This is a genomic window from Rheinheimera nanhaiensis E407-8, assembly GCF_000296695.1.
Lineage (GTDB): Bacteria > Pseudomonadota > Gammaproteobacteria > Enterobacterales > Alteromonadaceae > Alishewanella > Alishewanella nanhaiensis.
The window spans coordinates 21936-35208 of record NZ_BAFK01000025.1 but is presented as its reverse complement, the minus strand read 5'-3'; the positions used below and the strand labels follow the sequence as shown (position 1 = coordinate 35208).

The 13273-nt window shown below is 52.1% G+C and carries 11 protein-coding genes; 5 read left to right on the top strand and 6 right to left on the bottom strand.

Annotation, left to right across the window (positions count from 1 at the left end; all coding sequences use genetic code 11):
- Positions 1-115: 115 nt before the first annotated feature.
- Both ggt and RNAN_RS16190 read left to right on the top strand, forming a co-directional pair.
- Positions 116-1864, top strand: a complete 1749-nt coding sequence (ggt, locus tag RNAN_RS16195) for a gamma-glutamyltransferase (RefSeq protein WP_008223770.1) — start codon at positions 116-118, stop codon at positions 1862-1864.
- Positions 1865-1884: 20 nt separating this feature from the next.
- Complete coding sequence (locus RNAN_RS16190; protein WP_040552366.1) at positions 1885-2628, top strand: enoyl-CoA hydratase; 744 nt, start codon at positions 1885-1887, stop codon at positions 2626-2628.
- Here RNAN_RS16190 and RNAN_RS16185 read toward each other — a convergent pair.
- Both RNAN_RS16185 and cysK read right to left on the bottom strand, forming a co-directional pair.
- Complete coding sequence (locus tag RNAN_RS16185) at positions 2625-3068, bottom strand: hypothetical protein (protein ID WP_008223765.1); 444 nt, start codon at positions 3066-3068, stop codon at positions 2625-2627. The genes RNAN_RS16190 and RNAN_RS16185 overlap by 4 nt on opposite strands.
- A gap of 145 nt (positions 3069-3213) precedes the next feature.
- Complete coding sequence (gene cysK, locus RNAN_RS16180) at positions 3214-4188, bottom strand: cysteine synthase A (protein ID WP_008223762.1); 975 nt, start codon at positions 4186-4188, stop codon at positions 3214-3216.
- A gap of 134 nt (positions 4189-4322) precedes the next feature.
- On the opposite strand from cysK, the gene RNAN_RS16175 reads away from it, so the two are divergent.
- The 3 genes from RNAN_RS16175 (at position 4323) to RNAN_RS16165 (ending at position 7769) form a co-directional block, all read left to right on the top strand.
- A complete protein-coding gene (locus RNAN_RS16175) occupies positions 4323-5168 on the top strand; it encodes an AAA family ATPase (RefSeq protein WP_008223760.1) in 846 nt (281 codons plus the stop codon).
- A gap of 166 nt (positions 5169-5334) precedes the next feature.
- The gene (locus RNAN_RS16170; RefSeq protein ID WP_008223758.1) at positions 5335-6504 is read left to right on the top strand and encodes a vWA domain-containing protein; all 1170 of its coding nucleotides are present in this window, start codon (positions 5335-5337) and stop codon (positions 6502-6504) included.
- 11 nt (positions 6505-6515) lie between these two features.
- Positions 6516-7769 carry an EAL and HDOD domain-containing protein gene (locus RNAN_RS16165; protein ID WP_008223756.1) on the top strand — a complete coding sequence of 418 codons (1254 nt, stop codon included), beginning with the start codon at positions 6516-6518 and terminating at the stop codon, positions 7767-7769.
- A 4-nt stretch (positions 7770-7773) separates the two neighbouring features.
- On the opposite strand, the gene rimO is transcribed toward RNAN_RS16165, so the two are convergent.
- The 4 genes from rimO to RNAN_RS16145 form a co-directional block, all read right to left on the bottom strand.
- Entirely contained in the window at positions 7774-9177 is a 1404-nt protein-coding gene (gene rimO, locus RNAN_RS16160; RefSeq protein WP_008223755.1) for a 30S ribosomal protein S12 methylthiotransferase RimO, read from the bottom strand.
- A gap of 139 nt (positions 9178-9316) precedes the next feature.
- Entirely contained in the window at positions 9317-10285 is a 969-nt protein-coding gene (locus tag RNAN_RS16155; protein WP_052027310.1) for a glycosyltransferase family 2 protein, read from the bottom strand.
- Positions 10286-10442: 157 nt separating this feature from the next.
- A complete protein-coding gene (locus RNAN_RS16150) occupies positions 10443-10955 on the bottom strand; it encodes a DUF1993 domain-containing protein (RefSeq protein WP_008223750.1) in 513 nt (170 codons plus the stop codon).
- Between the two features lie 212 nt (positions 10956-11167).
- The gene (locus tag RNAN_RS16145) at positions 11168-13192 is read right to left on the bottom strand and encodes a heavy metal translocating P-type ATPase (RefSeq protein ID WP_008223748.1); all 2025 of its coding nucleotides are present in this window, start codon (positions 13190-13192) and stop codon (positions 11168-11170) included.
- Positions 13193-13273 lie beyond the last annotated feature (81 nt).

Genomic DNA, 13273 nt, shown 5'->3' with positions numbered 1-13273 from the left:
AAGAGACGGGTCGGCAGAAGGTTACTGGCCGGCGGTTAGCCGCGGCGGCAAATATTGAATTTGCCCGCTTAACTGGGTAGGGTGTAGCTATCTGCTGTTGTCGGAACAAAATCGCATGTCTGTAGTAACGTTACGTCGTTGGTCGGTCACTGCTGTTATCAGTAGTCTGTTTATTTTTCCGCTGCTCGCGCAGCAGGAAACCCGTGAGCCGGAAGCGGCTACCGGCAGGTATCAGCAGCAACTGGTTAGTGCAAAACACTATATGGTGTCGGCAGCACACCCGATGGCCACTGACGCTGGCCGGGCTGTGCTGGCTAAAGGTGGCAGTGCAGTGGATGCGGCTATCGCCGTGCAGCTGATGTTAGGCCTGGTCGAGCCGCAAAGCTCGGGTATCGGAGGTGGGGCTTTTATGCTGCACTGGCAGGCAAAACAGCAAAAGCTTACTAGTTTTGATGGCCGCGAAACGGCGCCCCAAGCGGCCACCCCTGAGTTATTTCAGCTTGATGGTGCAACCCTGTCCTGGCGTGATGCTTATGTTGGCGGTAAGTCGGTGGGGGTGCCGGGCGTAATTGCTATGTTGTACGATGCCCATCAGCAGCACGGCAAGTTGCCCTGGGCCGACCTGTTTACCGACACCATTACCGCGGCCGAGCAGGGCTTTACTGTCTCCAGCCGTACCGCGCGCCAATTAGCGATGGGCTGGAATAAAGGCATTTCAGCGTTTTATGACAGCAAACAGTATTTTTTCCCACAGGGCAAGCCCATAGCAGAGGGCAGCCTGCTGAAAAATCCGGCCTATGCGGCCACCCTTAAAGCCATTGCCGCCCAGGGCCCGGCAGCGTTTTATCAGGGCGAGTTGGCAAAAGCCATTAGCGAGCGGGTGCAAACGGCGCCGGTAAACCCGGGTAAACTCAGCGTGGACGATTTAGCCGGCTATAAGGCAATAGAACGTGAGCCTTTGTGTATACCCTACCGGCTGTATAAAGTATGTGGCATGGCACCGCCCAGCTCCGGTGGGGTGGCAGTGCTGCAAATCCTCGGTATTTTGGCCCGGTTTGACTTAAGCAAAGTGGCGCCGGACAGTGTTCAGGCCACGCATTTACTGGCGCAAGCCGCCAAACTGGCGTTTGCCGATCGTGAGCGTTACCTGGCCGATCCCGCCTTTGTGCCGGTACCGGTTGAGGGTATGCTGGCCAGTGACTATTTAGCCAGCCGTGCGGCCTTAATTGACGCCAGCAAAGATATTACAATCGCAGAGGCCGGCTTGCCTGAAGGCGCACCGCCGCTGCAAAGCGCTATTTCGCCCGAGTTGAGTAACACCAGCCATTTTTCTATTGTCGATAGCGAAGGCAATGCGGTGAGCATGACCACCAGCATAGAGAATGTGTTTGGCTCTGGCCTGATGGTCGGCGGCTTTATTTTGAATAACCAACTGACCGACTTTAGCCTAAGCCCGGCGCAGGATGGCCATTTGGTGGCTAACCGGGTTGAAGGCGGCAAAAGGCCGCGCTCTTCCATGGCGCCGATGATGGTGTTTGATAAAGACGACAAACTGCTGCTGGTAATAGGTTCACCCGGCGGCAGCCGCATTATTAACTATGTGGCGCAAAGCATCGTGGCCGTGCTGGATTGGCGGTTAGACGTGCAACAGGCGCTGAACTTGCCGCGGCTAACCCACCGTAACGATTACCTGGCGCTGGAAAAAGGCACTGCCCTGGCCAAGCAGCAGGCGATATTGGAAGATATGGGCTATCAGGTGCAGCTGCAGGATTTGAATAGCGGCCTGCATGCCATTATGCTAACGCCCTCTGGCTTGCAGGGCGCGGCTGATCCGCGCCGCGAAGGCAGCGTTGCCGGCCAATAACAGGAATTAACGTGATTAACATGACATCGCACATATCGACAGACATTACCCAGGGCGTGATGCAAATCAGCATTAACCGGCCGGAAAAAAAGAATGCGTTAAGCCAGCAAATGTACCGCGGGCTAACGCTGGCATTACAGCAAGCGCAGCAGGATGACAAGGTCAGGGTAGTGCTGCTAATCGGCACAGACAGCTGTTTTAGCGCTGGTAATGATTTACAGGACTTTCTCGGCGCCGGCGAGCTGAATGCGCAGCACCCCACAGTACAGTTTTTATATGAGCTGGCCCAATTTACTAAGCCCTTAGTGGCTGCCGTGGCAGGCTTGGCTATCGGCATTGGCACCACGGCGCTGCTGCACTGCGATTTGGTGTACGCGGCAGACAATGCCCGTTTTCAGCTGCCGTTTACCCAGCTTGGGCTGTGTCCGGAAGCGGCGTCCAGTGTGCTGCTGCCCAATGTTGCCGGCTATCAGCGTGCAGCACAGTATCTGTTATTGGGTGAGGCTTTTGACGCTGCTGCCGCGCTGTCGATGGGCATGGTAAATCAGGTGGTAAGCCCGGCTGAGCTAATGGCGCTGGCACAGCAAAAAGCGCAGCAGCTCGCTGCGTTACCTGCTGATGCGGTGCAATGCAGTAAAGCCTTGCTAAAGCGGTCACAGCTGGCACATACCAAGGAGACCATCGCGGCTGAGCTGGTGCAGTTTCAGCGCTTATTGCACAGCAGCGAGTCTCAGGCCCGTATTGCGGCGTTTTTTCAGCGTTAGCGCGCGCTGCTGCTAAATTTATCCACCTGTACGGTTTTGACTACCCAGCGGTTACCAGAGCGCACCAGCTCAACGGTGCGCAGCTCATCAACCTGCTTACCACCATGCGGCCCGGTAAGCAGAATATCGATGGCGGCTGCATCTTCATACTGCTCGCGTAAATTACCGCCACTGCGGTTGACTCTGATCTCGACCGTATCAAACGACATATTCATTAAGGTACGGCCAACCTGGCGCACTGTACCGTACGAGTCCATCAGCGCCGCATATTCAGGGGTGCTGAGGGCTTTAGCCTGCTCCAGATCTTTTTCGTTATAAAGGGCGTGGAAAAACTGCGTAGCGATATATTCCGGTGTACCCCACTGCGCATTCACTTTAGGGGCTTCGTCGGTACAGGCAGTTAACAACAGCATTAACGGCAACAGCCAGCGTAACGTCATAATATAATGTTCCGGTTGAAAATACCGGTTCAGTGTGGCGTTTTTTTTTACTGCTGTAAAGCATGCCCGCTAAAACTAGAGTAAGCAACAAAGTGGTAAGAAAAAGGGCAGCCAAGGCTGCCCACTTTTAACTATAAGTTACTGATTAAGCTTGTAACTCTTGCTCGGTGAACACATCGGCAAACAGCGGGCTGGTTAAGTAGCGCTCAGCTGCGCTGGCCAGAATAACCACGATGTTTTTGCCGGCGTTTTCTGGTTTGGCGGCCAGGCGCTGGGCGGCCACTAACGCTGCACCAGAGGAAATACCGGCCAGAATGCCTTCTTCGCGCATTAAACGGTGCGCCGCGGCTATGGCTTCGTCGCTGGTTACCTGCTCCACGCTGTCTACCAGTTCAAGATCCAGGTTGCCCGGAATAAAGCCGGCACCAATGCCCTGAATTTTATGCGGGCCAGGCTTTAGCTCTTCACCGGCTTTGGCTTGGGTGATCACCGGTGACTCGGCCGGCTCAACTGCAACGCTTAACAGTGGTAGCTTTTTCTCCAGCTTTAAGTAACGGCTAACACCGGTAATGGTACCGCCGGTGCCGACACCGGCAACGAAAATATCCACTTTACCGTCTAAGTCATTAAAAATTTCCGGGCCTGTAGTGTCAAAGTGAATTTGCGGGTTAGCCGGGTTTTCAAACTGGCCTAAAATAAGATACTTAGACGGGTTTGACGCCTGAATTTCTTTAGCCTTTTCAATGGCGCCTTTCATGCCTTTTGGCCCTTCAGTCAGCACCAGCTTGGCCCCTAAGGCTTTTAACAGCTTGCGCCGCTCCAGGCTCATGGTGGCCGGCATGGTCAGCGTGAGTTTATAACCGCGGCTGGCAGCGACAAAGGCCAGCGCTATACCGGTGTTGCCTGAGGTTGGCTCAACCAGCTCAACATCTTTGGTCAGTAAGCCTTTTTTCTCGGCGTCCCAAATCAGTGCTGCGCCCAAGCGGCACTTCACGCTAAAGCTGGGGTTACGGGCTTCAATTTTGGCGTACACATTAGCACCGCCTTCAATAGTCCGGTTTAATTTGACCAGCGGGGTGCGGCCGATAGACAATGAGTTGTCTGCATAGACGTTTGCCATAAAAAAACTCCGTTTACGATAAATTGGTTATAAGAATACGCTGGCGCCGTAAAAGTTAAAGTAGCTTTTGGCTATATGATATTACGTTTCACCACAAGGGTGCACGGCGTTAACACTAAGCATAGAGGGTAGTAATGGCCTTTGTAAGTACCGACAATTATATAGTGTCAGATGAGCTGGCGCTGGCGGTGAACGCTGCCGTGACACTGGAAAAACCACTGCTGATAAAAGGTGAGCCTGGCACCGGTAAAACCCGGCTGGCCGAAGAGCTGGCGCAGAGTTTAGATACTGAGCTTATTCAGTGGCATATTAAATCGACCACCAAGGCGCAGCATGGCTTGTATGAATATGATGCGGTGTCGCGCTTGCGCGACAGTCAGCTCGGTAGCGACAAGGTGCAGGATATTAACAACTACATTCGCCCCGGCAAATTATGGCAGGCGTTTACTGCTGCCAAACGTCCGGTGCTGCTGATAGACGAGATAGACAAAGCCGATATTGAGTTTCCCAATGATTTGCTGCACGAGCTGGACCGGATGGCGTTTTATGTGCACGAAACCGGCGAGCAGGTCAGCGCCACTGAGCGGCCGATCGTCATTATTACCTCCAATAACGAAAAAGAGCTGCCAGATGCGTTTTTACGCCGCTGCTTTTTTCACTATATCCGTTTTCCTGATGCCGACACCTTAAGGGCAATAGTGGCGGTGCATTTTCCGCATATTCAGCCGCAGCTGTTAAGCACAGCGTTGGAAGTGTTTTTTGAGCTGCGCGAGCTGCCGGGGTTAAAGAAAAAACCGTCGACGTCAGAGCTGCTGGACTGGTTAAAGTTATTGCTGGCCGAAGATATTCCGGCCGAAGTATTAACCGACAAGCAGCAAAAAGGCGGCTTAATGCCGATGTTTGGCGCTTTACTTAAAAACGAGCAGGATGTGGCCCTGGTAGAGAAACTGGCGTTTTTGGCGAAAAGACAGGGCAGATAGTGGCAAACGTTAAATTGATAAAGCGGGTTCTGTGTTGCCTCCTGGCTCGACTGCAATACTCCTTTGGGCTCGTCGCAGCAACTCGCTGCGGCTGGCGCCTGCGCTCAGACACTCTGCACCGACCAAAACGAGTTTCCAGTCTCACCCGGGTATATGAGCACGTTTTATGCTAATTGACTTCTTTTTTACGCTGCGCAAATACGGCTTAAAAACCAGCATCACCGAACTGCTGGACTTACTTAATGCGCTAAAACAGCAGGTGATTTTCGCTGACACCGAAGCCTTTTATCAGCTGTCACGACTTTGCCTGGTAAAAGATGAAACCCAGTACGATAAATTCGACCGGGCTTTTGCTGAGTATTTTGCCGGCGTGGCACAGGTGGATATTGCTGCCAGTATACCGCCGGACTGGTTAGTGCCCGAGGTGCTGCGTAAGCTTAGCGACGAAGACAAAGCCAAACTACAAGCGTTAGGTGGGCTGGATAAACTGCTTGAAACCCTGCGCCAGCGTTTGGCCGAGCAGCAAAAAAAGCACAGTGGTGGGAATAAATGGATTGGTACCGGCGGCACTTCACCCTTTGGCGCTTATGGTTATAACCCCGAGGGCGTGCGGATTGGCCAGCAGGGCAGTGGGGCACGGCGCGCGGTAAAAGTGTGGGATAAACGTGAGTTTAAAGATTTAGACAGCGATAGTGAACTTAACAACCGCAGCATTAAACTGGCGCTAAAGCAGCTGCGTAAATTTGCCCGTAGCGGCGCTGAAACTGAACTGGATTTACAGGGCACTATTCAGGCCACCTCCGAGCAAGCGGGCTGGCTGGACTTGCGCTTTATGCGTGAGCGGCATAATGCGATTAAATTGCTGGTGTTTTTTGATGTCGGCGGCTCGATGGACGATCATATCGAGCAGTGTCAAAAACTGTTTGCCGCGGTAAAAACCGAGTTTAAACATCTGGAGTTTTTCTACTTTCATAACTGTGTGTACGAGGGGGTCTGGCGCGATAATAAACGCCGCTATACCGAGCAGATTAAAACCGACGACATTATTCATACCTATGGCAGCGACTATAAGCTGATTTTTGTCGGCGATGCCACTATGGGCCCGTACGAAATAGAATATCCCGGGGGCAGTGTAGAGCACTTTAATGAAGTGCCGGGCAAAGTCTGGCTGCAGCGCTTGTTAGCGCAGTATCCCAAAGCCGTATGGTTAAACCCCCAGCCACAGCAGTGGTGGCAGCATTATTATTCGATTGGCATTATTGCGCAGTTAATGCAACAGCGTATGTTCGCGCTGACGCTGGATGGGTTAACTGCTGCCATTAAGAGTTTGTTGTAAAAGGAGTTGTTGTGAGCATTGTGACACCACCTGCTTTATCTGAAAGTGTGATGGCTAAGCACAGCCTGGCGCTGTCTCAGCTGGTTGTGCAGCCGCTGTTTGACGCAGCCAAAAAACGCGTTGCGCTGGAGCTGATGCAGCATAGCCACAGCTGCGTCAGGCCGCTGGTGCTGGATAGCAGCGATGCTGCGATACTGCAACAGCAGTGTCAGCAACTGGCAGATTACCTGACCAGCTATAACTGCCGGTTGCTGCTTAGTGTCAGCCTGCCATTAGTGTTGGCCCGGCGCTCATTGGCACCGCTACCGGCCAGTAAAGTGATGCTGGCTATTGCCGGTAAGGCAGCAGATAGCGCAGCTCTTCGCGCAGCACTTGGCCATTACAAGACACTGGGCTTTAGTATTTTACTGGATGACACGCCGGACGGCAGCTTAAGCGCCGATCTGCTGGCACTGGCCAGTATAGTGCGGATTGATATGGCGTATACCGGCCTGGAAGACTTTCAGCGTCATCAGGCACAGTATGGCCGCGATGGCCTGATCTGGCTGGCAACGAAGGTGGAAACCGAGGCGCTGTTCACCTTGGTTAAAACGCTGGGCTGTCAGTGGTTTCAGGGCTATTTTTTGCCTGATAAGCTCACTGTTGATGGCAAAACACTAGAGCCCAGTGCACTAAAACTGGCTGAGATTATTGGCTGTTTATTTGTCGATGAGCCGGATATTAATCAGCTGGCGACCTTGCTGGCTGACGAGCCGGCAATCGTGATGGGTTTACTGAAACTGGCCAACAGCCCGCTGTACCGTAAAACCCGCGCCGTAAACTCGGTAAAAGAGGTGGTTACCCGGCTTGGCCTGACATTGGCACGCAAATGGCTGTTAAGCTACGCTGTACTGTCGGGTACTAACGCGGCGGCAGCTATTATGGTGCTGGCTCGGGCGCACACCATGGCGCGTATTGCCGAAAGCTGGCAGCTTAGCACACAGACACAGCAGCAGTATTTTCTGGCTGGTGTTATCTCGGGTACCGACAGGCTGTTCGGCATCGACAGTAGCGCTTTTTTACGCCGTTTGCATGTCAGTTACACCATTAAACAGGCGCTGCAACAACAAAGCGGCCAGATGGCACAGGCGCTTGAGCTGACACTGCAGCTGGAGCGCAGCTGTGCACTGGGGCAGGGCCTGGAACCACGCTGCCAGCCGTATCTGCCGCTATACCAGGACGAACTGGCACAGGTGCAGCAGCGGCTGGCACAGGCGGGGTGTTAAGTGGTTACTCTGCCACTGACGCCCATAAGTCATACTCATCCGCTTCTTCCACCACGGCATCGATAATATCGCCGGGTTTTACGCTGGTTAAGCCGTTTAAGTACACCGCGCCGTCAATTTCCGGCGCGTCGGCAAAGCTGCGGCCGATAGCGCCTTCTTCGTCCACTTCGTCAATCAGCACTTTAATGGTTTTGCCAATTTTGGCCTGCAGCCTGGCGCTGCTGATAGCCTGCTGGGTTTGCATAAAACGGTGATAACGCTCTTCCATTACCTCTGCCGGTACCGGATCGGGCAGCTCGTTGGCTTTGGCGCCCTCAACCGGGCTGTATTTAAAGCAGCCAACGCGATCAAGCTGGGCTTCTTTTAGCCAGTCGAGCAGCATTTGGAAGTCTTCTTCGGTCTCGCCCGGGAAGCCGACAATAAAGGTTGAGCGGATGGTCAGCTCGGGGCAGATCTCACGCCATTTTTTGATGCGCTCCAGTACACGCTCAGCCTGGCCGGGGCGTTTCATCAGCTTTAAAATACGCGGGCTGGCATGTTGAAACGGAATGTCCAGGTAAGGCAGTACCTTGCCTTGTGCCATCAGCGGGATAATGTCGTCCACGTGTGGGTAGGGGTAAACATAGTGCAGGCGCACCCAGATCCCCATATCGCCCAGCGCTTCGCACAGCGATTGCATAGAGGTTTTTACCGGTGAGCCGTTCCAAAAGCCGGTGCGGTGTTTTACATCGACGCCATAGGCGCTGGTGTCCTGTGAAATAATAAGCAATTCTTTTACGCCGGCATTTTTTAACCGCTGTGCTTCATCTAACACTTCACCCACCGGCCGGCTAACTAAGTCGCCACGCATTGACGGAATAATGCAGAAGGTGCAGCGGTGGTTACAGCCTTCAGATATTTTTAAGTAAGCATAGTGCTTAGGCGTTAACTTAACGCCATGGTCCGGCACCAGCATAGTGAAAGGGTCATACTTAGGCTTAGGTACAAACTCATGCACCTGTTTTAATACGTTTTCGTAAGAGTGTGGGCCGGTAATACCCAATACATTCGGGTGTACTTCACGTATTTCATCTTCGCGCGCACCTAAACAGCCGGTTACGATAACTTTGCCGTTTTCAGCTAAGGCTTCACCGATGGTTTCCAGCGATTCCTGTACTGCGCTGTCAATAAAACCGCAGGTATTAACAATGACCAGTTCAGCATCATCGTAGGTTGGCACTATGTTGTAACCTTCGCTTTTAAGCTGGGTAAGAATACGTTCAGAGTCGACCAGGTTTTTCGGACAACCAAGGCTGACAAAGCCGATAGTATTGCCTTTGCCACTACCGGTTTTAGCCTCAGCTGCAAGGCTTTTGGCTGGCGTATCCAGCGTGGTGGTTTGTGTCGGGTCAAAGGTCTGAACTGTCATAGTATCTCTTGAATTGGGCTGGGCCTGAAAAAAGTCGGCGGATTATACCTGAATACGCATAAAGATACAGAGCCAGCTGCGCAAAAAATAAACAGATGTTGGTAGGGTTGCATTATGCCCGTGTCAGCACATTAACGCATTAATACGATAGCGGCGCAGATTGCGAATTACGCCGTAAAAGATAGCCTGCCAGCTGCAGCTTCTTGCGCAGGGAGAACCGCGGTGTGAAGAACTGTTGCAGCAGTAGTGTTTTAATGTCCTGTCGCAACTGTGATGTCAGACTTGTATCCTGCTGTTGGCCACATTGCAGGCTGTAAAAAAGATAGGCGAGGTTTAACAGTAAAATTTTGCGCCATTGTTGCGGTAGGTCCGGATATAACTGAGCGCGGCATAACCCCGTGTAAAACTGCTGCAGCTGTTGTTGCTGCGTCAACGATACATTAAATGAAGCACTGGCAGCATGCTCGCGGTAGCCGTACAGCGGCAGGCGCAAATGGTGCAGGGTGTTTGCCCGTTGATACAAGGTGGGGATTGCCATGACGTCTTCACAGAAACCGATGCCTGGCTCAAAGCGAAAATCCGGCGCAATGGCTTTGCGGTATATTCTCAGCCACGGAAACCAGCGGTTGGATTGAAACACCGCAGGCGCTACGTGTTTTACCTGATGATAGCCTGCTTTGTGCTGTAAATAGCGGGGTTTAACTGTGGGTGGCTGGGAGATATCGTTAAAGCGTTTAAAGCCTATTTCGATAAGATCAGGCTGATGCCCGGTAATAACCCGGAGCACTTGCGTGATATAACCGGGTAGTAGCAGATCGTCAGCATCCACAAAGCCAACATACCGGCCTGTACTGTGTGCGATACCCAGATTTCTGGCCACACTTACGCCGCTGTTTAGCTGACTCAACAGCATATAACATTCTGGCCAAACAGATCTGGCAATATGGCGTTGCGCTACTGCCAAACTGCTATCCGTTGCGCCGTCACAGACTAACACCAGTTGTACCTGAGCGGTCAGCTGTGTTTCAACCGACATCAATAATTGGTCCAAATAGTCTGCCGTATTATAAAACGGGACGACAAGGGATAACAAAACCTGCGATTGCATATATACCACCTGGCAACTTAGCGCGAAGCAGCTAGTTTATCAGGGGCTATAACAGATAAAGTAGAGCTTTTACAGTTAGTTACCAATAGTCACAAAGCAGGTCTTTTCTGTAAAAAGTAAAACGCCGGGTTTAATGCCCGGCGTTTTACACTACGCGCTAAACTTTATACGGCATCGCACCCAGATAATCTTTTTTACCTACATCGACACCATTGTGACGCAAAATGGCGTAGGCGGTGGTGATATGGAAATACAAATTAGGGATGACATGCTGGATCAAGAATTCGTAACCCGTTAGATATTTACCTTCCCAGCGTGGCTGAGTGATTTTTTGCGTGGCGGACTGGCTGAAATCAGCCTCGGTAAAGCTGGCCAGATAGGCTACTGTATCACTGATGCGCTGCTGTAATTGCGCTAAGGTGGTTTCGTCATCGGCATGCTTGGGGGCACTGTCAGTTTTACCGGTTAGGCGTGCTACGCCTAATTTGGCTGTGTCGCAGGCAATTTGCACCTGGCGGATAAGATGAAACTGATCCGGTGCTAAACGCGCATTCAGTAAAACGGCAACATCCACTTTTTTTGTTGCGGCAAAACTGGCGCCTTTGTTAAGGATGGCGCTTAAATTTTGCAGCATTTTGCTAAATTGCACTACGGTAATATCGTAAAACATAGTCTGTCCTCCGGGGTAATAAAACAAATACAAACCCAGATTTGGGGGGCTGCTGCTATTTTCGCAATGGCGGCACCAAAAAATATAGCGCTGCCATGGCAAAATATTAATGCTGCTTGTTGTGAGCCAACTTGTACAGAACGGGCAGTAACTGCCCGTTTGGTATGATTACCGTTATTATGCCGCCTGTAATTATTTTTTGGGGATGATATTTATGCTTCTGGCGCTATGTTTTTGGTTGGGGTATAAGCCAGCAGGCGCAGGGCATTAAACACGACAATCAGTGTTGAACCTTCATGTACAGCCACCGCAGCACCGATGCCCAGCCCCATTATGGTTGCTGGCACCAGTAATGCTACGACACCAAGGCTGACAAATACATTCTGCAGAATAATGCGGCGGGTACGACGGCTTAAATCTACCGCAAAAGGCAGATGGCGCAGGTCGTCTGCCATCAGGGCAACATCTGCGGTTTCCAGTGCAACATCAGAGCCGGCGGCGCCCATGGCAATGCCGACACTGGCATTCGCCATAGCCGGTGCATCATTAACACCATCACCCACCATCGCAACCTGGGTTGTTTCGCGTAATTTACGGATAGCAGTGACTTTATCCTGTGGCATTAAATCGCCCCAGGCTTCATCCAGGCCAACCTCTTTTGCCACAGCTTCTGCAACCTGCTGGTTATCACCGGAGATCATAATCATTCTTGAGATACCCAGCTGCCGTAAGGTCGCTAACGCAGCTTTAGCGGCAGGGCGGGGGGTATCCATCAGGCCGATAGCGCCTAAATCGCGCTCTCCGTGGCGTATTGCCATAACAGTACGGCCATTGTTACGCAAAGCATTAATGGCTTCTGTTGTCTGCGGGTTTAGTGGTGCGATAGCTTGACCGGTTTCTTCATTACCAAACATCTTGGCTTTGCCAATCCAGACCGTTTTTCCATCCAGTTGTGCACTTACTCCCAAACCGGCATAGCTTTGCAGGTTTTCTGCCTGGGCTGGTTCTTTACCGGCCAGCCGTTTGCGACCATCACGGGTGATTGCTGCGGCCAGCGGGTGGTCACTCAACGCTTCTACTGCAACGGCTACACGCAGCAGTTCTTCTTCTGATACACCTTGTGCCACAACAATATCGGTAATATGCGGGCGGCCTTCAGTCAGCGTGCCGGTTTTATCAAACGCCATGGCGGTTAGTGCGCCCAGCTCTTCCAATGGTGCGCCGCCTTTAATTAATACGCCGCCACGGGCTGCTCTGGCAATACCGGATAATACGGCACTGGGGGTGGCAATGGCCAGTGCACAGGGGCTGGCGGCAACCAGTACCGCCATGGCACGGTAAAAACTATCGCGGAAAGGCTCGTCAATAACGACCCAGGCAAACAGCAATATCACGACCAGTCCCAGTACGGCGGGCACAAAAATACGCTCGAATTTATCGGTAAAGCGTTGAGTAGGGGACTTGCGTATCTCTGCTTCGCTCACCATCTTGACCACACGGGCCAGAGCGGAATCGCTGGAGCGGCTGGTCACTTCTATCTCAATGGCTCCGCCACCATTTATGGTACCGGCGAACACTTTGCTGGCAGCTTCTATAGAATCCGGGCGCTTGCGGGCAAACTCCGGATCATCAACCGGGTGTTTATCAACCGGAATACTTTCCCCGGTAACCGGCGCCTGGTTAATGCTGCTGGTGCCTTTAATCAGAAAACCGTCTGCAGGCAGGCGTTCGTTGGGGCGAACGACCACAATATCGCCCACTTCCAATGCTTCTACCGGAATTTCCAGCAGTTGCTCATTACGGCGAACCATCGCTGTTTTAGGGGCCAGCTCCGCCAGTGCTTCGATAGCCCGTTTAGCTCTGCCCATGGCGTAGTGTTCCAGCGCATGTCCCAGACTAAACAAGAACAATAACAAGGCACCTTCAGCCCAGGCACCCAAAGCAGCCGCACCAGCCGCCGCAACCAGCATCAAGGTGTCAATTTCAAAACGTTTATGGCGAAGGTTTTCAATGGCTTCACGCAGGGTAAAAAAGCCACCGAAAAAATAGGCGCTAAGGTAACAGATAAAAGGTAGCCAGGCAGGCGTACTTGCTGACACTTTACCGATAATAAAACCAGCCGCCAGCATAAAACCACTGGCAAGTGCGAACAAAAGCTCTGTATTGGCGCCTAAAAAACCGGCATGTGAATGGGGTTCTGTCTCAGAATGAGAGTGATCTTTATGTTTATCGCTCATATCGGCTCCTTACATCTCACTTTTATACTATACCCCAGTATAGTAGTTGCTGTTTTGGGTAGGATCAATTGCTGAGCAGAT